Source organism: Streptomyces coeruleofuscus, from assembly GCF_039532725.1.
GTDB classification, from domain to species: Bacteria; Actinomycetota; Actinomycetes; order Streptomycetales; family Streptomycetaceae; genus Streptomyces; species Streptomyces coeruleofuscus.
On sequence record NZ_BAAASE010000004.1, the window covers coordinates 745965 to 764644 of the forward strand.

The window sequence follows — 18680 nt, forward strand, 5'->3', positions numbered from 1 at the left end:
ACTCGTGAGGATCAGGCGTGCGCGCGAGGTGCGCGCGGTGGGTGTGCGCGGTTCGGCGCAACGGGGTCACCCGTCGGCGTCGTCCCGCTTGCCGGGCGGCGTGGCGTCTGGCTTCGACCAGGGCCAGTTGAGCCGGCGGGTCGGCGCGCCCTCGGGGGCGTACTCGTACTTCCAGCGGTGGGACAGCCCGGCCCTGCCCGCTGCCCGGGGCACGCGGCGGTAGACCAGGACGGTGGGCGGGCCGCCGGCGGGGTCCGGGACGGGGATGCGGTACGTCTTGGGCGGGTGGCCGGTGATGCCGAGCAGGACGGGCAGCACCCTGCCGTCCATGGGGCCGCCCTCGAAAGGGGTGTCTTCGCTCTTCACGGGACCAGTGTCAGACATCCTCGGCGAGGGCCCGGACCAGGGCGTCGGCCTGCGGGTCGCGGCGGGCGGTCACCGAGAGCATGGCCACGAACTGCTCGACGAGCCAGTCGCGCAGCTCCTCGGCGGGGGGCTGTTTCTCCTCGTCCAGCCAGATGAGCGACGACGCCTCGACGGCGGTGATCCACATCCGGACGGTCATCCGCAGGCGCGGGCCGGGCGCGGTGACCTCCAGGTGCCGGAAGATGTGCTCGGCGGCGACGCGGCGTACGCCGTCGACGATGGCGGTCGTACGCGAGGTCTCGACGACGCTGCCGCCCTGGAGGAGGGCGCTGAAGCCGGCGTCGTGCTCGTCGACGAAGGCGAGGTAGCGGTCGAGGGCCCGGGACAGGCGGGGGAGCAGGGGGCCTTCGCGGGGTTCGTCGAAGCAGTGCTGGAGCTCGTCGGCGGCGGAGCGGAGGGCGGCCTCGTAGAGCTGCTGTTTCCCGCCCGGGAAGTACCGGTAGACCAGGGGGCGCGAGACCCCGGCCGCCTCCGCCACGTCGTCCAGGGAGACGTCCTCCGGGGCGCGGTGCGCGAAGAGGTTCAGCGCGGAGGTGAGGAGCTGACTGCGGCGTTCCTCGACGCTGAGTCGCCGGTAGGCGGGGGTGGGGGCGGCTGGTGTCATGACTCGCAGAGTAATCGGGGGGTCGGCGGGCTGCGTATGCCTCCGGCGGTGGAGCGGGGGCGTGCGGCGGCCTGTGGCTGCTTCGGTGGGGGCGCGCATGGGTAGGGGCCGCGCCGGGGGGTGTCCGTCCTCGGAACGGCGCGATGGGGTCCGATACCGACTGACTGTCCGTTGACGCGCGAGGCGGCCAGGAAGGCGTCGAGGACCTCCTTCTGCCGGTCGAGGTCCGGCTCGGCCGCCGGGGTGGCGCCGCGCACCCGGCGCGCGCATCCGGCGCCGGGCGCGGCTCGCCAGCTGCCGGGGCGCGGCCGGGCTGCGCTCCGCGATCGGCGCGATGTCGTCGATCGTGCCAACCGCTGCGGGCGGCCCCCCGACACGGCCCCTTCTCGCCGTGCGCGGCTGCGGCCGAGTGAGGGCCGGGCCGTCTGCTACCGGGCGTCGACGTGCTGGAAGTCGACGGCGGTGATCCTTGCGGACTTCGGGGTCAGTTCGGCCAGGCCCTGGCCCTCGAACACGTCGGTGATGAGGGCGCCCCTGGTGGCGCCGAGAGCGGACTGTTCGTCGTTGGGGACGAGATCCGCGACGGAGCGGTAGGACTCCTTCAGCAGGGATTCCTGCTTGTGGGCGGCCGGGAACAGGGCGAGGACGCCACCGTCGGCGGTCCGCAGGGCGTACACGCTCAGGTCGGCCGGGGGCTTGGCGAAGAACCTCTCGGTGGCCTTGCCGCCGGCCGCGCCCTCGGTGCTGCTCCGCTGGTAGGTCTTCCCGGCGTTCTCGACCGGCTCCGTGGAGGCCAGGGCCTTGCCCTTCTTCTTGCCGCCGGTCTCGAGGAAGTCCGCGTAGGCGGCACCGATGTCGGAGGGGGCGAGCTTGCCGACCTTGGTGCCGGGGTCGACGGCCTCGGCGAGGCCGTGACGGTCGAGGGCCGGCTTCGGGGGCTCTTCGCCGTCGGCCCACAGGGACAGCACCATCTTGTACGTGCCGCCCACCTTGTCGAAGACCAGCAGCACGCTGTTCTCGCTGTTCTCGCTGGACTTGGCCCGGACGGCGAACCAGGTGGCCGTGCCCTTCTCGGGGATCACGTACTCGCGGTCCCGGTAGGAGAAGGGCTTGGCGTAGGCCTTCTGCTCCTTTTTCGGCCAGGTCTCGAAGAGGGTGTAGGTGGCCTTGTCCATCGCGTAGACCTGCCCCGCCTCGACCGTCCCCAGGAGCTTCTCGTCCTGCGCCGCGTTGGCCTTGTTGTTGACCTCCTCGTAGTGGTCGGCGATCTTCTTGGCGGCGGCCTTGCTGACCACGCCCTGCGGGGCGTCGTCTCCGGAGGCCTTGCCGGAGTCCGAGCCGTCCTGGCCGCCGCACGCGGTGAGGACAAGAGCGGTTGTGACCCCGACGGCGGCGACCTTGAGACGCGGCAGCCGTACGGGGCGGGTGGTGTGGGGGGACATGCGGTGGTGATCTCCTTCATGGCCACGGAGGGTGACGGGTTCAAGGAGGACAGTAGTCACCCTGCATGGACATGACGTGGCCGGGGTTCGCCCCTAGGCGAGCAACCCCGACGACTTCCACAACCGCCGCCCGGCCCCCCGCAACACCCCGATGTCGTCAAGGAAGTCCGTCAACCGCTTCGACCCGCTCTGCATGACCTCGCGGCGATGGCCACTCGCCCTCACCTGCGCGAGGGCCTCCCGCTTGTCCAGGCCCACGTTCGTGTAGACGTCGGGGTTCACGAACGCCACCGAGAACACCCGGGCGAACTCCCCGGAGGTGATGCGGGTGAACTCCTGGGACCACTTGGGGGCCGTCACCATCTGGCGGCGCAGTTCCTCGCGGGCGTAGCGCACGTGGCGGGCCTCCTCCACGACGTGGATGCGGGTGACGCCGCGGATGAGGGGCTGGACCCGCTCGTCGGGGAACGTCAGGCGCTGCATCCAGTCGAGGACCTCCTCGCCGAGCAGGGTCGCCGTGAAGGAACCGGGGGTGGTCGAGATGGTCTTGAAGAGGCGGCCCAGGTGCTGGTGCACGCGACTGACCGGGTACCAGGGTGTGCCGCCGTGGGATATCAGGCGGGCGAACATCTTGGAGTGCCGGCACTCGTCCTCGATCTCGGTGAGCGCGTAGCGCACGTGGGCGCTCGTCGCCGCCTTGTCGTAGATGTGGCGGACCAGCAGCTGCATCAGGATGATCTCGAACCAGATGCCGAGCGAGGCGAGTGCCGCCGCCTCGTGCTGGGAGAGCAGGATCCGCTGCTCCTCGCTCATCCGCTTCCAGAGCGGCGTGTCGTAGAGCGACACCAGCTCCGGCGGCCAGAACCACTTGCCCTCCTCGAAGGGCGCGTCCCAGTCCAGTTCCTTGTCCGGGTCGAAGGAGTGCTTGGCGGAGGAGTCGAGCAGCCGCTGGGCCACCTGCTCCCGGTCCTTGAGCAGGCCCAGGGCATCGCGCAGGCCGTCGAGCGCGTCGGCTTCCGTCAGGGTCGTCATGGCTGCCCACCTCGTTGTGCACACGTCACTGTCCCCCTTATGAGACTGCCTGTCAGCAAGCCCGTCAATCCCCTGTGCGCGACTTGTTGACCCGGCGTCTACCTCGGGTGAGCCAGTACCGCCTCCATCACGGCCCGTGCGATCGGTGCCGCGTCGCCGCCCCCGCTGATGTCCCGGCGCCGCGCCTCCGCCTCCTCCACCACCACCGCGACCGCCACCCGCGGTGCCAGGTCACGGTCGCCCTGCGCCCAGGAGATGAACCAGGCGTACGGCATGCCGGAGTTGCCGAGGCCGTGCTGGGCGGTGCCGGTCTTGCCGCCCACCTTGGCGCCCCGGATCGCGGCCCGGCGTCCGGTGCCGTTCTCGACCACCTCGCGCATCAGCGCGCGCAGCCGGACCGCGGTCGAGGGGTACATCGCCTGGCGAACCGCGCGCGAGCCGGGGGCCGCGAGGGTGCTGCCGCTCGGCCGGGTGGTGCGCTCCACCAGGTACGGCTCCCGCACCTGACCGCCGTTGGCGACGGCCGCCGCGACCATCGCCATCTGGAGCGGTGTGGCGCGGGTGTTGTACTGGCCGATCGACGACAGGCCGAGCTGGGCGCGGTCTAGGGAGGTGTCGAAGGTGGACCGGGCCACCGGGAAGGGGATCCGCAGCGCCGGGTTGTTGAAGCCGAAGGCTTGGGCCGTGGCCGTCATGTCCGTCCCACCCACCTCCACGCCGAGCTTGGCGAACACCGTGTTGCAGGAGAGGGTGAAGGCCTCACGCAGGGAGGCGTCCCGGCAGCCCCGGGACGCGTTCGTCAGGCGGGTCCGCGTCCCGGGCAGGGTGTACGGGTCGGGGGAGTCCGTCGGCGCGTCGAGGTCCCTGACCACGCCGGCGTCCAGCGCTGCGGCCGCGGTGACGACCTTGAAGGCCGAGCCCGGCGGATACGTCTGCCGTGCCGCCCGGTTGAGCATCGGCCGGTCCTTGTCCGAGGCGAGCCGCGCCCAGGCCCGGGCCGCCGCCGACCCGTTCCCGGACAGCGGCTGCGGGTCGTAGGACGGGCGGGACACCAGGGCCAGGATCCGGCCGGTCGACGGGTCCAGTGCCGCGACCGCGCCCTTGAGCCCGGCGAGTCCCTCGTACGCCGCCCGTTGCGCGGCCGGGTCGAGGGTCGTGACGACGTCCCCGCCGGAGTTCCGTGCCCGCGTGAAGTCGTTCCACAGCGGGAACGGCGCGAGCCTCGGGTCCGTGCCGGACAGGACGCCGTCCTCGGCCTTCTCCAGGAGCGTCGTCCCGTACAGCTGGGAGGCGAAGCCGGTGACCGGGGCGTACAACGGCCCGTCCGTGTAGGTCCGTTCGTAGCGCAGGTGCTCGCGGGTGTCCTTCGAGCCGGTGACGGGCCGGCCGCCGACCAGGATGTCGCCGCGCGGCTCCTCGTAGCGGGCGATGTCGGGGCGGCGGTTGGCGGGGTTGCGGTCGTACTCGGGGGCCTGGACGACCTGGACGCGGGCGGCGTTCAGCAGCAGCGCCACCAGCAGCAGGGCGCAGAAGAGGCCGGCGTGCCGGATGTGCCGCGTCACCGGGTGTCCTGTCCGTCGCCCTGCCGCCTGGCCAGGTCGCTCACCCGGACCAGCAGCGCCACGATCGCCCAGTTGGTCACCACCGACGAGCCGCCCTGCGCCAGGAACGGCATCGCCATGCCGGTCAGCGGGATCAGTCCGGTCACCCCGCCCGCGATCACGAACACCTGGAGCGCCACGAGCGAGGAGAGGCCGACGGCGAGCAGTCGTCCGAAGGGCTCGCGCAGGGCGAGACCGGCCCGGTAGCCGCGCTCCACCAGCAGGCCGTAGAGGAGGAAGATCGCGGACAGTCCCGCCAGGCCGAGTTCCTCGCCCGCCGTGGCCAGGATGAAGTCCGACTTCACAGCGAAGCCGATGAGGACCGAGTGGCCGAGCCCGAGGCCCGTGCCGAGCATGCCGCCCTCCGCGAAGGCGAACAGGGACTGGGCGAGCTGGTTCGGGCCCTCGCCCGCCTCGATCGAGGCGAACGGGTGCAGCCACGTATCGATCCTGCCGTGCACGTGCGGCTCCAGCCGGCCGACGGCGACCGCCCCCAGCGCGGCCAGCAGCAGACCGACGGCGATCCAGCCGGTGCGGCCGGTGGCGACGTAGAGGAGGACGACGAAGAGGCCGAAGAAGAGCAGGGACGTGCCCAGGTCGCGCTCCAGGACCAGGACGCCGACGCTGACCAGCCAGACGGCGACGATCGGGCCGAGAACCCGGCCGGTGGGGAGCTGGAGTTTCCAGACGCGGCGGCCGGTGTAGGCGAGGGCGTTGCGGTTCGCGGCCAGGTACGCGGCGAAGAACACCGCCAGCAGCACCTTCGCGAACTCGCCCGGCTGGATGGAGAACCCGGCGAGACGGATCCAGATGCGGGCGCCGTTCACCGCCGGGAAAAGGATCGGCAGGGTGAGCAGCACGAGGGCGGCGACGACACAGACGTACGTGTAGCGCTGGAGCACCCGGTGGTCGCGCAGCAGCAGGACGACCAGGATGAACAGCGTCACGCCGAGAGTCGACCAGATCAGCTGGGCCGGTGCCGCCCGGTCGCCCGGGGTCTCCAGGTCCAGCCGGTAGATGAGCACCAGGCCGAGCCCGTTGAGCAGCACGCCGATGGGCAGGAGGAGCGGGTCGGCGTGCGACGCCCGCAGGCGTACGGCCAGGTGCGCCAACAGCGCGAGCACGCCGAGCCCGGCGCCGTAACCGGCGGCACCGGGCGGGAGAGTGCCGTGCTGGGCGAGGCCGACGGCGCAGTAGCCGTACACGGACAGCAGCACGGCCAGGACGATGAGGGCGAGTTCGACGCCACGGCGCCGGGGGAGGCGGCGGACGGCGGGCGCGGGCGGGTCCGCCGTCGCCACGGTGATTCCGGCCTTGCTCATGTCGGGAATCTAACCAAATGAGCCGTGTGGTGTGCTTCGGATTGCCCGATTGTCAGCACCGGCGTGGCTTGCGGTCGATGGGGTCGATGAAGCGGGCCGAGCCCCAGGCCCAGGTGCCGTCCGTGAGGAGGTACCAGGTGCGATTGCCCTGCACGCTCTCGCCTTCCCACTTGCAGAAGATGGAGACGACGTCGCCCCGGTGGGCGAACCGGATGATCTGTGAGCCGCGGTTGGGCGCGCTGCGCAGCGCCAGGGTGTTCGCGGTGACGACGCCTCTGGTCGTGCGTGGGTCGTGGTGGTGATCGCCGTTGCCGCCCGTGTTGCCGTTGCCGCCCCCGCCGTTCCAGTCGCCGTTGCCGTTGCCGTTGCCGTTGCCGTTGCCGTTGCCGTTGCCGCCGCCGCCGTTCCAGTCGTGGTTGCCGTTGCCGCCGGAGTTCCAGTCGTCGTTCCCGGCGGTGGAGGTACCGGAGGATGGGTCGCCCCCCGTGCCCCAGTCGTCGTCCGCGACGGCGGGGGTGACGGCTGCCGTGGCCGCGAGGATGCCGGCGGCGGCTGCTATGGAGAGGCGGCTGGTGAGTGAGGAGCGCAGGGACATGGGGGTTACCTCCATGTGGAGCAGAGGGTGTCAAAGCTGACTAACCGCCACATTAGGAGCGCCCGGTGACCCCCGCCCGTCACACTGGGCCATAGGGGGACGCCCTGAAGGGGCGCGGGGAACTGCGCGAAGCTCACGAACAGCCCGCAGACGGACGACCGGCCGCGGCCCGAGTTCTCACCGCTCCTCGGCAGCCAGGGTCAGCGTCGCCACCGCCCCGCCGTCCGGCGCGTTCGCGAATTCCAGCCGCGCACCGAGCACCTCCGCCTGCCCCAGCGCGATGGTCAGCCCGAGCCCATGGCCCCTCGCCCCGCCCTCCGTCCGGAACCGCTGCGGCCCGTGCGCCACCAGATACTCCGGAAAGCCGTCCCCGTGATCCCGGACAGTGACCACCGGCCCGTCCACGGTCAACACGACCGGCCCCCGCCCGTGCTTGTGCGCGTTCGCCACGAGATTCCCCAGCACCCGCTCCAGCCGCCGCCGGTCCGTCTCCACGGCCACGTCCCGTACGACCCTGACCTCCGTGCCGCTCCCCGCGCCCCGCACCGCCCGCTCGGCCAGCGGCCCCAACTGCTCGGTGTCCAGCTCCAGCAGCTCCCGGCCGGTGTCCAGCCGGGAGATCTCCAGCAGGTCCTCCGTGAGGGTGCGCAGCGCCGCCACCCGGTCCCGCACCAGCTCGGTCGGGCGGCCCGGGGGCAGCAGTTCGGCCGCCGCGTGCAGTCCGGTCAGCGGGGTGCGCAGTTCGTGCGCGACATCCGCGGTGAACCGCTGCTCGGCGAGCAGCTTGCCCTGCAGCGACGACGCCATGGAGTCCAGCGCGGCGGCGACCGCGGCCACTTCGTCCTGCGGGCGCGCAGGGTCCTTCGTGCGCGGCTGCGTACGCGGGTCGTTCACGCGCGCGTCCAGGTCGCCCGCGCTGATCCGCCGGGCCACCAGCGCCGTGGTGTGCAGCCGCCGCGTCACCCGCGTCACCGCGAACGCGCCGACCAGCAGCGTCGCCCCGATCGCCAGCCCCGACGACCACAGGATCGCCCGGTCCAGGCCCTGGATGGTGCGGGCCTGCTGCGAGTAGTCGACCGCCACGGCCAGGGCCCGGTCGCCGTCGGCGGGCCCGGCCGCCCACATCGTGGGGCGCCCCTGGAAGTCGGAGACCATCGTGCCGCGGTCCCCGCCGACCGCCAGGTTCCGCAACGGCCGGGGCAGGCCCGGGGGATCCACGCCGGCGCCACGCTTGAGCGAGTCCCCGGCCTCGAACCGCTCCGTCGCCTGCGTCAGCCGCTGCAACGCCTGGTCGCGTGCCTGGCCGACGGTCTGGTTCGTCACCTGCACGTGCACCAGGACGCCGAGCAGAGCGGCCAGCGCGCAGCACATCACGGTGATGAAGGCGGCGGCCTTCGCGGCGAGCGTCCCGGACCACTGGGGGAGCGCGGGTCTCATCCGGTGCTCGCCGAGGGGGAGAGGGAGGGAGAGGCGGAGGGCGGGGCGGAGGGGTACCGGGAGTGCTTCCGCGGGCCGGTGCGCAGCATCTCGTCCTGGGTGAGGAGCATGGCCCGCTGGTCCCGGTCCCAGGTCCACTGGAGGCGGTACTCGTAGCCCGCGACCTCGGAGGGCGAGCGGATGACGAGGGAACGCCCGGCCAGCTCGACGCCGCTCAGCGCGTCCTCCCAGGCCATCACCCGCACGAGCCGGTGCTTCTCGACGGTGTAGACGCGCACCGCGGTGGTCTTGCCGGGCAGCAGCCGGAAGCCCAGCGTCAGGTCGTCGCGCCCGTCGCCGGTCAGGTCCCGGTAGTACGGCCTGAGAACCGGGCACCGGCCGTGCTCCGGACCCTTGCCGCAGGCGGTCATCCTGCTGTTCGTGTCGCGGTACGGCGCCTTGCCGCCGTCGTAATCGCCCGGGCTCGCGTCGATCTCGGCCCGGACGACCCCGACCGGGTCCACCCGGCGGATGTCGTCGCGGGGGACCTTGACGCCCTTGACCACCTCGGTGTTCACCTCACCGATCTCGAAGGCCGGACTGGACGCCGGCGTCAGCTCCGGCCAGAGCCGGGCCGGCCCGACGGCCGTCTGCGTCGCACCGGCACCCTCCAGCCCACCGGCGTCCCCGCAGCCGACGGCGGCCGCCAGCAGGAGAGCGACGGCGGCGGCACGACGGGCGACTTTTCCGGACTGCCGGGGGTGGCTTCCGACGGGGTTTCCGGCGGAGGTGGGTGGGATTGCGAGGGGGGTGGGCGGATTTCCGGCGTGGGTGGGTCGGGTTCGCGGCCGGTCCGGGTGGCTCTCCGGCCGGTCGGGGTGGCGTCCCGGTCGGCCCGGCTGACTTCCCGGTCGGCCCAGTAGGCGCCCCAACCGCCCCAGGCGCCTTCCCCTGCGGTCGGCAACGCTGTCAGGGCGGCCGAGAAAGCCGTCGGGGGAGCCGGAAGGGCGATCCGGGCGGCCGGGGATGCCGTCAGGGCGGCCGGAAAAGCCATTCGGGCGGCCGGAATAGCCATGCGGGCGGGTGGGAAAGTCCTTGGGGCTGCCGGAGATGCCGTCCGGGCGGCCGGGAGGGTGATCCGTACGGCCGGAAAGGCCATCCGAGGGGCCGGGAAAGTCCTTGGGGCTGCCGGAGATGCCGTCCGGGCGGCCGGGAGGGTGATCCGGGCGGCCGGGATGGGCATCCGAGGGGCCGGGAAAGTCCTCGGGGCGGCCGGAGACACCGTCCGGGCGGCCGGAAGGGTGATCCGCGCGGCCAGAAAGGCCATACGAGGGGCCGGGAAAGTCCTCGGGGCGACCAGAAGGGCGATCCGCGCGGCCGGATTGGACGTCCGAGCGGCCGGGAAGCCCCTCGGGATAACCGGCAAGGCTGTCGACGCGGCTTCCGGGGCGGCTGACGGGCACTGCACTCCTGGGTTCGAGGGCGATCACACGGCTCGGACCGACCGTCGGCCCCGTACACCTTATTCGCAGGGAAGTCCTATTTGCGCGCGAGGGAGCCCGTTCGCCGCCCTACTCGGTGAGCTCCTCCAGCAGCCGGGCCGTCACCAGCCCGGCCCGCAGATACTCGACGAACAGCTCGTTGTGCAGCGCCCAGGGCGAACGACGGTCCCGGATCAACCGGATCGCCGCGTCGGCGGAGCTTCCCCGCCGCATCAGCGCGTGCGCAATGACGAGGCCGGAGCGGTTGTACCCGTGGTAACAGCGGACGAGCACCTTGCGGCCCTCGTCCAGCGCCTCGCACGCGGCCTCGGCCAGGCGGATCACACCGGCGAGCTGCGTCCCGTCGAGCGGTCCGTCGGGTATGGGCCAGACGTGGTGCCGGACGTCGGGATCGGGCCCGTGCCCCGGCAGCCGCAGCAGCGTCTGCACGAGGTCGAACTCGTCCCGCACGACGGCGAACTCCGGATGGCCCAAGGCCCCGGTGTACTCGTGGCCGCCCATCCACAACCCGGGGACGACCTCGTTCCAGGGACTCTCCGGAGCGGGCACATCGGGTTTCCTGCGGGTACGCAACGGCGCCTCCCCAGCATCACCGCCCGAAAGCATGCCCAACTCCTCTCAAAGGTAACCGGGTTCTTGCCCCCGCAGCACCCCGCCTGTTCCCATGGACTGGGGTGATGGTGCATGGACGGACTGCGCGTCATACCGACCTGGCGGCACGGTCAGGAACGGCTGTACGTCTGCCTCCCGGACGGCAGGAACATCGCCTGGTACGACCGTGAGGCGGGCCGGGTCAACCTGCTGGGCGAGGACCGTGAGGACGACGTGCTCCGGGCCCTCGGGCCCTTCGTCACCGGCCCGGTGACGGTGGGGCCGCCCCCGGTTCCGACCCCGGCCGAGCTCGCCCGTCTGACCCTGCACCCCGACGACGACCTGGCCCCCAACCGCCCCGGCGAGGCCCTCCTCGTCGCCCTCGACCGCGACCCCGGCCCGGCCCGCCGGCTGCGCCCCGACCCGCGCCGCCGCGCCCTGGAGGCGGAGCAGGCGGTCGGGGACGCCCTGGACCGCCTGGACGGCGCGGGCTGGCACGCCGTGCACTCCGTCCCGCTGCCCGGCGGCAGCCGCATCCACCACCTGCTCATCGGACCCGGCGGACTGTTCGCCCTGCACTCCCTGTACGCGCGCAAGCAGCGGGTGACGGTCGCCGCCCCCCTGGTCACCCTGGGCCGCCGCGAACCGACCGCCCTGCTCCGCCGCGTCCGCGCGGACGCCGACCGCGCCTCCTACGCCCTGACGGCGGAGGTCCGTCCCGTGCTCGTCCTGGTCGGCCCGACGGCCGTGTCGGTCCCGGTCGCGCCCCGCGAGGTCCGCGTCCTCACGGACCTGGAGGTGCAGACCCTGGCCCGCCAGGGCGGCGTCCTGAAGCCGGCGGACGTGGAGGCCCTGCACGCGATGGCACGGGACCGGAACACGTGGACGCGGGTGTGAGGGCGTGCCGTCGAGCCCCTGACACAGGGCGTCCCGTCCGGCCTCCTGCCACCGCCTAGGGCAGCCGGCCCGCGCTGCCCGGCTCGAGGAGCGGGGCCAGCAGATCGCCGTAGTCCTGCACCCGGGGTGCGATGTCGGTCGCGTGGAAGTCCAGGCGCCCGGGGGATCCGCACTCCTCGACCTCCTCCCAGGTCACGGGCGCCGAGACGGTCGGCTCGGGGCGGGCCCGGAGGGTGTAGGGGGTCGCCGTGGTCTTGCGCGCGGCGTTCTGGCTCCAGTCGACGAAGACCTTCCCGGGCCGCAGGTTCCTGGTCATCCGGTGCAGCGCGAGCCGGGGCATGGCCTTCTCCGCTTCGACGGCCAGCTCCTTGGCGTACCCGGACACCCGCTCGGACGACGCCCCGCGCACGGCGGCGAGCAGATGCAGCCCCTTGGACCCGGAGGTCTTGGCGTAGGCCTCGATGCCGTCCGCCGCGAGCCGTTCCCGCAGCCACAGCGCGACCTCGCAGCACTGCACGATGCTCGCGGGCGCTCCCGGGTCCAGGTCGAAGACGATGCGGTCGGCCTCGTCCGGCGAGTCGACGAGCCACTGGTGCGTGTGGAACTCGGCGACGAGGTTGGCCGCCCACATCAGGCTCGGCAGGTCCTGCACCAGGACCATCCGCGAGGGTCCCTCGACCCGCGGCACCTCGGCGGTGGTGACCCAGTCGGGCGTACCCGGCGGGACGTTCTTCGTGAAGAACACCTGTCCGTCCGGCCCGTCCGGATACCGCAGGAAGGACACCGCCCGATCGCGCAGGTGGGGTAGCAGGACCTCGGCGACGGTCGCGTAGTAGTGCAGCACCTCGCCCTTGGTGAAGCCGGTGGCGGGATACAGCACCTTCTCCAGATTGCTGAGCGGGAGCCGTCGCCCCTCCACCACTGTGATAGGCGCCATACGATAAGAATCCCACGCGAATCGTGACAAACACTCCCGAGAGTGACCGGAAGGGTGCTGCACGTGAGATCCATATGGAACGGCGCCATCTCCTTCGGCCTGGTCAGCATTCCGATCAAGCTGGTGAACGCCACCGAGAGCCACTCGATCTCCTTCCGCCAGATCCACACCGAGGACGGCGGCCGCATCCGCTATCGCAAGTTCTGTGAGCTGGAGGACCGGGAGGTCACCCAGGGGGAGATCGGCAAGGGCTACGAGGACGCGGACGGCTCGATCATCCCGATCACCGACGAGGACCTGTCCAGCCTGCCGATCCCGACGGCCAAGACCATCGAGATCGTCGCCTTCGTCCCCGCCGACCGGATCGATCCGCTCCAGATGGACGCCGCGTACTACCTTCAGGCGAGCGGCGCCCCGGCGGCGAAGCCGTACACCCTGCTGCGGGAGGCGCTCAAGCGCAGCAACAAGGTGGCGATCGCCAAGTTCGCCCTGCGCGGCCGGGAACGCCTCGGCATGCTCCGGGTGGTCGGCGACGCCATCGCCATGCACGGCCTGCTGTGGCCGGACGAGGTCCGCGCCCCCGAGGGCGTGGCCCCCGACACGGACGTCACGGTCCGTGACAAGGAGCTGGACCTGGCCGACGCCCTGATGGACACGCTGGGCGAGGTCGACCTGGAGGACCTGCACGACGAGTACCGCGAGGCCGTCGAGGAGGTGATCGCCGCGAAGGCCTCCGGCGAGGCCCTGCCCCAGGCCCCCGAGCCGGCCGCGGGCGGCAAGGTCCTCGACCTCATGGCGGCCTTGGAGAACAGCGTCCGCGCGGCACGCGAGTCCCGGGGCGAGGAGGCCGAGCACGCCGAGGTCAAGTCGCTCCCGCAGCGCACGACGGCCCGCGCGGCGCCCAAGGAGACCGGGGGCAAGAAGTCGGCGTCCACCGCGAAGAAGACGGCGGCCAAGAAGACCACGGCGTCCGCGAAGAAGTCGACCGCGAAGTCCGGACAGGGCACGAAGAAGACCGCGTCGAAGAGCACCGCGTCGAAGAGCACCGCGAAGAAGACGCCCGCGAAGAAGGCGACCCCGCGCAAGCGCTCAGCCTGATCCGCACCCGGCGGCACCCCTCACGGCGCGTACGTGATGTCCGGCCGGGGCGGCGCGGCCATGCCCGCCCCGAGGAAGTAGTCGACGTGGTGGGACTGCACATAGCCCTTGAACGTCATGGCGTTCCGGTAGGCGGGGTTGTGGGCCAGGGTGTACAGCCGGTGGTTCGTCGGCTGGTTCGTCGTGAAGACGATCAGCTCGTCGTAGGACGCGTTGGTGTACACGGCCTCCTCGCGCCAGTCGCCGAAGAGGTCGCCGACGAGAGTGGGTCCGCCCTGGGCGGCCCTGACCGCGCCGTGGTTCCAGGTGCTGACCAGCCGGGGCAGGCTGCCGCTCGGTGTGGGGCGGGCCGGGTCCCACTTCTCGATCTTGCCGTCGTTGAGCAGCTCCATGGTGAGGTCCCCGTCCCACCACAGACCCAGCTGCGGCCAGGGGCGCAGCGAGGCGTCCGGCTCGGTGAGCCGGTTGGCGGCCGCGTTGTAGAGGCCCGAGAAGGACCAGACCTCCATGCCGGGGAAGCGCGGGTCGACGTCACCCGCCATGCCGCGTCCGACGTCGGCGGGACCACCGCCGTGCCGCCAGATCACGTCGCCGTTCGCGGCGTCGTAGTAGTACTCGAGCAGACCGCTCGGGTTGTCCTGCTGCACGCCATAGCCTTCCAGGCCCGGACGGCCCGGGTCCATGTCGGCGATGTGGAAGCGGTCGCCGTGGACGATGCCCTTCGGCCCCATCGAGTAGCGCAGCGAGCCGTTGCCGCCCAGCACGAACCCGATCTCGGCGACCTCGTCCGTCCCGTCGCCGTCGACGTCCACGGCGCGTGTGTTGTGCCCGTCGGGCGCGTCCTGGCCGCCGCGCTGCCACGTCCACTGGCGGTCCAGTGAGTCGCCGTCGAACCTCCAGGCGCCCATCATCAGGTTGAAGGCCCCGTCGTTCCGCCGGTTCTTCATGAAGGCGACCAGGCTCGGCGTGGTGCCGTTGAGGTACGCCACCCCCAGGCGCGCGGCCATCGGGCCGTCCGCCAGGTACGTCGTGGGGACGGCGGACCAGTTGCGGAGTGCTCCGGTCCGGCCGTCGAGCACGGCCATGAACTGCCGCGCGTCGTTCTCGTGCGTCCAGGTCGTCCCGTCGCCGAACCTGACCCCGTCGGCGATCCGCAGGGCGACCTCCGCACGGCCGTCGCTGTCGAAGTCGTAGACCGTGACGCCGTCCCAGTGGCCCAGGTCGATCGCGGACGACCCCGGCTCGATGTTGTCCTGGTTCAGGCTGTTCGGACCCAGGTCGACCTCCCAGAGGAAGTCGCCGTCACCGCTGTACGCCTCCAGCTTCTGCGGGGAGGTCTGCCGGTCGACGACGTAGTCGTACTCGCCGTCGCCGTCGAGGTCGCCGGCCCAGACGAACTTCACCGCACCGCCGGGCCGTAACGGCACGCGCACCACGGGCTCCACGGCATGACCGGCCGACAGCGTGAAGGCGCCGCTGGGCGCCTGCTCCCGACCGCCGACGACCGGGGTCACGCGGTAGCTGTTGGAGCGGGTGAGATCGGCCGTGGAGTCGGTGTAGTTCGTCCCGCCGGTCAGCACGCCCGAGTTGAGTTTCACGTACGCGCCGCCGGCTGTGGACCGGTACACGTTGAACCCGATGCCCTCCGGGTCGAGCCCCAGCAGCCGCCAGGAGACCAGGACCTGGGTGCTGTCGGCGCGCACGGCCACGACGCCGCGGCCGAGGTTCTCCATCACGCGTGCGGCCTTCACCGCCGGGGCGGGGCTCGCGGCGGCGACGGTGAGTGCGGCGCAGACGGCCAGGGCCGTCGCCGTGATCCTCATGCGCATGACAACCCTGTCTCCCTCGTGCCGGTGGTTAAAGCGTTTTCACAGCTGCGATGGAAGCACCGAGCTGAGTACCCGTCAATACTGGCGGAGCGGCACGATGTCCGGCCGGAAACGCTTACAGGGCATGGGCGATCAGTGGTGCTCGGAGACGAGCACGGCGCGAGTGCCGGGCTCCAGCGCCTGGAAGACGTGCGGGACGTCGGCCGGATAGCAGATGTAGTCGCCCGGGTGGAGTTCCACCGGCTCGTCGGCGACGCCCACCACGGCCCGGCCCGAGCTGATCACGACGTGCTCGACGACTCCGGGCGGATGCGGCGCCGAGGAGCGCTGCGGCCCCGGCTCGGCGGCGACGCTGTAGACGTCCCGCCGGGCCCCGGGCGGGGAGGCGGCCAGGAGCGTGGCCCGGTAGTCGCTCTGCTCGGACCCGACGGCCGGCCCTTCCCCGGCCCGGATCACCTGCACCTGCGGCCGCGACACGGCCACCAGCCGCGAGAAGGGGATCTCCAGGGCCACACAGAGCGCCCACAGCGTCTCCAGGCTGGGATTCCCGGTGCCCGACTCCAGCTGGGAGAGCGTGGACTTGGCGAGCCCGGCCCGGCGGGCGACCTCAGTGAGGGACAGCCCCGCCCGGACGCGTTCCGCCCGCAGGGACGCGGCGATCACTTCGATCGGGGGCTTGAGGGCGGGGCCGGCGTCGGACATGGGTTGTTCGCTCCAGGGGTCACTCGTTCGTCTTGACGAACATCGTAAGCCCTGTTCACTATAAAAATCATGCGTTCGCTATGGAGAACACCGAAGGGCCGAATGCCGGATCGCCCGCTGCTCCGCGACATCGTGCTGGTCTGCCTGGCGGTAGGGGTGGTCGGCCTCTCCTACGGCGCCGTCGCGGTCACGTCCGGGTTCGCCTGGTGGTTCCCGGTCCTGATGGGAGTGCTCGTCCTGGCCGCCTCGTCCGAGTTCCTGTTCGTCGGGATCATCGCCGCCGGGGGCAGCCCGATCGCCGCGCTGCTGGCCGGACTGCTCGTCAACGCCCGCCATCTGCCGTTCGGCCTGGCGGTACCCGATGTCCTCGGGCGGGGCCGGCGCAGAGCCCTCGGCGCACATCTCATGAACGACGAGACGGTCGTCTTCGCCCTCGCCCAGGACGAGCCGGAGCGCAAGCGGGCCGCGTACTGGCTCTGCGGCCTGGGCATCCTGATCTGCTGGCCCGTCGGCGCCGCGCTGGGCGCGCTGCTCGGCAGCGTCGTGCGGGACACCGGCGCACTCGGCCTGGACGCCATGTTCCCCGCGGTGATCCTGGCGCTGATCCTGCCCGCGCTGAAGAACAGGCCCCTGCGGCGCACGGCACTGGCGGGCGCGGCCCTGGCCCTGACCGTCACCCCGTTCCTGCCGGCGGGCCTGCCGGTCCTGCTGGCATCGGCCGCCCTGCCCCTGTTCGCCGCCCAGACGAAGAAAGAGGCGATGCGATGAGCGCCGCCGCCATACCGCTGCCGCCGGCGCTGGCGGCGATGCTCGCCCTCGCGGCCGGTACGTTTCTGCTCCGCCTCTCCGGACCGGCCCTGCGCGCGAGAGTCACGCTCCCGGAGCGCGCCGGGAAACTGCTGGAGGTCTCGGCGGTCCTCCTGCTCGCCGCCCTGGCCGCCACCTCCGCCCTCACCGAGGACCGCGCCTTCACCGGCCCCGCCCGGCCGCTCGGGGTCCTGACCGGCGGAGTGCTCGCCTGGCGCAGGGCCCCGTTCCTCGTCGTCGTACTGGCGTCGGCGGGCACGACGGCACTGCTGCGGCTGGCGGGGGTCCCGTGACGCCCCCTTCGGCCGACCGGGCTCCTCAGGCCACGCGCCGTCCCTCCTGCTCGGACTCGCCCTCGCCTTCGTCCTCCTGGTCCGGCAGATGGACGTCGTCGACGGCGATGTTGACCTCGACGACCTCCAGCCCGGTCATCCGCTCCACCGCGTTGATGACATTCGTCCGGATGTCCGCGGCGGTGTCGGCGATGGCGGCCCCGTACTCGACGACGACGTTGAGGTCGACGGCGGCCTGGCGCTCGCCGACCTCCACCTTCACTCCTTGAGTGACCCCGGTGCCCCCACCGGGCACCCGCTGGCGCACGGCCCCGAAGGCCCTGGTCATCCCTCCGCCGAGGTTGTGCACCTCGGGGATCTCCCGGGCCGCCATGCCCGCGATCTTCGCCACGACCGTGTCCGCGATCGCGGTGCTTCCGCGGGCCTCCGGGGGAGCGGTGCCGTCCTGCTTTCCCGTGCCGGTAGCGGTGTCTCTGCGCTGTGTGGTCTCCGTCATGGCCGTCCCCTCGATGATCCGTGCGGGGTGAGCAGCGTTGTTCTTATCCACCTGTATCCACCGTAGAGCAATGGTGCATATGGGGCGAAAGTGCGGAAAGCGCTCGGTCGCCTACTCACCTCAGCAGCGAGTCGACGTGGCGCTGGAGGACGGCCGACGCCGCCTCCGGGGACTGGTGCCCCGCGACGACGTGGACAGTTAGACCGTCGGCCACGGCGAGGAGCGTATGCGCCTCCTGAGTGGCGTCGAGATGCCGCGGGATCTCCTCGGTGTCCTGGCCGTAGCGGATGAGCCACACGACGAGGTCATGGAGCTTGCCGTACGTCTCGTGCAGGACGGCGGCGAGCCTCTCGCTGGCGGGGGCCTGACTGACGAAGGCCAGCCACACATGCGCCTGGACCCTGGACTCCTCGTCCAGCAGGGCGAGTTCGGTCAGGGTGTGCGACAGCAGAGTGGCCGCGGCCTGTGGTGCGGAGGCCGCAGCGATGCGCTGCTCGGCGCGCTCGCTGACGCGCTGTGAGATGTGCTCCAGCGCGAAGAGCAGCATGTCCTCCTTGGTGCGGAAGCACCGCTGCACGGCCCCCATGGACACGTCCGCCTCGGCGGCGACGTCCCGGAGGCTGGCGGCCTCCATCCCGGAACGCGCGATCAGAGCGCACACCGCCTCCGCGATCCGCAGCCGCCGCTCCTCGTAGTCGACCTGCTTGGGCACGCGCCGCTCCTCTCTGGCTCGCCGTTTTCCGATGCGCTTGCATCATATCCGTCGAGCCTGCACGATGTGATGCGACCGCATCGAAAAACTCCTTGAAGGGACCCGCCATGCGGAAGCGACAGCAGCTCAACACCTCGGAAACCAAGCCAGGCCAGGGTCTGCTCTGGCTGTTCGGCGCCATCCTGTCCATCCAGGGCTTCGGCTCCGCCATCACAGAGGCCGGCTGGAACACGAGCTTCGGTGTCGCGGGCCTGTTGCGGGCGGCCGACGTCCCCGAGTGGGGGACTCTGCTCGTCGGCTGCGCGGGTGCGGCGTTGCTGGCGACGGCGGCACGGCGCCGCTACGCGAAGGGCCGTGGGGCTTGAACACCGGGCAGGT

20 protein-coding genes and 1 pseudogene are annotated in these 18680 nt (G+C 71.9%); 5 read left to right on the top strand and 16 right to left on the bottom strand.

Going from position 1 to position 18680, the window contains the following annotated elements; translation table 11 throughout:
• Nucleotides 1-66: 66 nt before the first annotated feature.
• The 11 genes and pseudogenes from ABFX81_RS18775 to ABFX81_RS18825 form a co-directional block, all read right to left on the bottom strand.
• Complete coding sequence (locus tag ABFX81_RS18775) at nucleotides 67-366, bottom strand: hypothetical protein (RefSeq protein ID WP_086855708.1); 300 nt, start codon at nucleotides 364-366, stop codon at nucleotides 67-69.
• Between the two features lie 10 nt (nucleotides 367-376).
• A complete protein-coding gene (locus ABFX81_RS18780; protein WP_086855707.1) occupies nucleotides 377-1030 on the bottom strand; it encodes a TetR family transcriptional regulator in 654 nt (217 codons plus the stop codon).
• Nucleotides 1031-1206: 176 nt separating this feature from the next.
• Nucleotides 1207-1372 (bottom strand): annotated as a pseudogene (locus tag ABFX81_RS18785) (RNA polymerase subunit sigma-70); the annotation flags it as partial.
• An 86-nt stretch (nucleotides 1373-1458) separates the two neighbouring features.
• Nucleotides 1459-2472, bottom strand: a complete 1014-nt coding sequence (locus ABFX81_RS18790; protein WP_086846449.1) for a DUF8094 domain-containing protein — start codon at nucleotides 2470-2472, stop codon at nucleotides 1459-1461.
• 93 nt (nucleotides 2473-2565) lie between these two features.
• Nucleotides 2566-3504, bottom strand: coding sequence for an AurF N-oxygenase family protein (locus tag ABFX81_RS18795; RefSeq protein ID WP_086846447.1), 939 nt, complete (start codon nucleotides 3502-3504; stop codon nucleotides 2566-2568).
• Between the two features lie 98 nt (nucleotides 3505-3602).
• Nucleotides 3603-5066, bottom strand: a complete 1464-nt coding sequence (locus ABFX81_RS18800) for a penicillin-binding transpeptidase domain-containing protein (protein WP_346138343.1) — start codon at nucleotides 5064-5066, stop codon at nucleotides 3603-3605.
• The gene (locus tag ABFX81_RS18805; RefSeq protein ID WP_086854327.1) at nucleotides 5063-6427 is read right to left on the bottom strand and encodes an FtsW/RodA/SpoVE family cell cycle protein; all 1365 of its coding nucleotides are present in this window, start codon (nucleotides 6425-6427) and stop codon (nucleotides 5063-5065) included. The genes ABFX81_RS18800 and ABFX81_RS18805 overlap by 4 nt, the downstream gene beginning before the upstream one ends.
• A gap of 52 nt (nucleotides 6428-6479) precedes the next feature.
• Complete coding sequence (locus tag ABFX81_RS18810) at nucleotides 6480-7022, bottom strand: SH3 domain-containing protein (RefSeq protein ID WP_086854328.1); 543 nt, start codon at nucleotides 7020-7022, stop codon at nucleotides 6480-6482.
• Nucleotides 7023-7199: 177 nt separating this feature from the next.
• Nucleotides 7200-8459 carry an ATP-binding protein gene (locus ABFX81_RS18815; RefSeq protein WP_346138344.1) on the bottom strand — a complete coding sequence of 420 codons (1260 nt, stop codon included), beginning with the start codon at nucleotides 8457-8459 and terminating at the stop codon, nucleotides 7200-7202.
• The gene (locus ABFX81_RS18820) at nucleotides 8456-9238 is read right to left on the bottom strand and encodes a hypothetical protein (protein WP_428837197.1); all 783 of its coding nucleotides are present in this window, start codon (nucleotides 9236-9238) and stop codon (nucleotides 8456-8458) included. The genes ABFX81_RS18815 and ABFX81_RS18820 overlap by 4 nt, the downstream gene beginning before the upstream one ends.
• A gap of 771 nt (nucleotides 9239-10009) precedes the next feature.
• Nucleotides 10010-10513: a dual specificity protein phosphatase family protein gene (locus ABFX81_RS18825; RefSeq protein WP_086855591.1), complete on the bottom strand. Its 504-nt coding sequence runs from the start codon at nucleotides 10511-10513 to the stop codon at nucleotides 10010-10012.
• Nucleotides 10514-10624: 111 nt separating this feature from the next.
• Here ABFX81_RS18825 and ABFX81_RS18830 point away from each other — a divergent pair, with 111 nt between their 5' ends.
• Nucleotides 10625-11428: a nuclease-related domain-containing protein gene (locus ABFX81_RS18830; protein WP_346138345.1), complete on the top strand. Its 804-nt coding sequence runs from the start codon at nucleotides 10625-10627 to the stop codon at nucleotides 11426-11428.
• 55 nt (nucleotides 11429-11483) lie between these two features.
• On the opposite strand, the gene ligD is transcribed toward ABFX81_RS18830, so the two are convergent.
• Nucleotides 11484-12365 (bottom strand): non-homologous end-joining DNA ligase, encoded by an 882-nt coding sequence (gene ligD / locus ABFX81_RS18835; RefSeq protein WP_086852230.1) that lies wholly within the window; start codon nucleotides 12363-12365, stop codon nucleotides 11484-11486.
• A 63-nt stretch (nucleotides 12366-12428) separates the two neighbouring features.
• Between ligD and ku the strand changes: the two genes are divergently transcribed.
• Nucleotides 12429-13463 (top strand): non-homologous end joining protein Ku, encoded by a 1035-nt coding sequence (ku, locus tag ABFX81_RS18840; RefSeq protein ID WP_487222175.1) that lies wholly within the window; start codon nucleotides 12429-12431, stop codon nucleotides 13461-13463.
• A 20-nt stretch (nucleotides 13464-13483) separates the two neighbouring features.
• On the opposite strand, the gene ABFX81_RS18845 is transcribed toward ku, so the two are convergent.
• Both ABFX81_RS18845 and ABFX81_RS18850 read right to left on the bottom strand, forming a co-directional pair.
• Nucleotides 13484-15292, bottom strand: a complete 1809-nt coding sequence (locus tag ABFX81_RS18845; RefSeq protein ID WP_346138346.1) for a rhamnogalacturonan lyase family protein — start codon at nucleotides 15290-15292, stop codon at nucleotides 13484-13486.
• 132 nt (nucleotides 15293-15424) lie between these two features.
• Nucleotides 15425-15994, bottom strand: a complete 570-nt coding sequence (locus tag ABFX81_RS18850) for a helix-turn-helix domain-containing protein (protein WP_086852226.1) — start codon at nucleotides 15992-15994, stop codon at nucleotides 15425-15427.
• A gap of 102 nt (nucleotides 15995-16096) precedes the next feature.
• Here ABFX81_RS18850 and ABFX81_RS18855 point away from each other — a divergent pair, with 102 nt between their 5' ends.
• Together ABFX81_RS18855 and ABFX81_RS18860 are read left to right on the top strand one after the other, a co-directional pair.
• Entirely contained in the window at nucleotides 16097-16762 is a 666-nt protein-coding gene (locus tag ABFX81_RS18855; protein ID WP_428837191.1) for an AzlC family ABC transporter permease, read from the top strand.
• Nucleotides 16759-17094 carry an AzlD domain-containing protein gene (locus ABFX81_RS18860; protein ID WP_086852223.1) on the top strand — a complete coding sequence of 112 codons (336 nt, stop codon included), beginning with the start codon at nucleotides 16759-16761 and terminating at the stop codon, nucleotides 17092-17094. The genes ABFX81_RS18855 and ABFX81_RS18860 overlap by 4 nt, the downstream gene beginning before the upstream one ends.
• Before the next feature lie 25 nt (nucleotides 17095-17119).
• Here ABFX81_RS18860 and ABFX81_RS18865 read toward each other — a convergent pair whose 3' ends face one another.
• Both ABFX81_RS18865 and ABFX81_RS18870 read right to left on the bottom strand, forming a co-directional pair.
• Nucleotides 17120-17590 (bottom strand): Asp23/Gls24 family envelope stress response protein, encoded by a 471-nt coding sequence (locus ABFX81_RS18865; protein ID WP_086852221.1) that lies wholly within the window; start codon nucleotides 17588-17590, stop codon nucleotides 17120-17122.
• Between the two features lie 115 nt (nucleotides 17591-17705).
• On the bottom strand, nucleotides 17706-18302 hold the full coding sequence (locus ABFX81_RS18870) for a TetR family transcriptional regulator C-terminal domain-containing protein (RefSeq protein ID WP_086852219.1): 597 nt from the start codon (nucleotides 18300-18302) through the stop codon (nucleotides 17706-17708).
• 107 nt (nucleotides 18303-18409) lie between these two features.
• Here ABFX81_RS18870 and ABFX81_RS18875 point away from each other — a divergent pair, with 107 nt between their 5' ends.
• Nucleotides 18410-18667, top strand: coding sequence for a hypothetical protein (locus ABFX81_RS18875; protein ID WP_086852218.1), 258 nt, complete (start codon nucleotides 18410-18412; stop codon nucleotides 18665-18667).
• Nucleotides 18668-18680 lie beyond the last annotated feature (13 nt).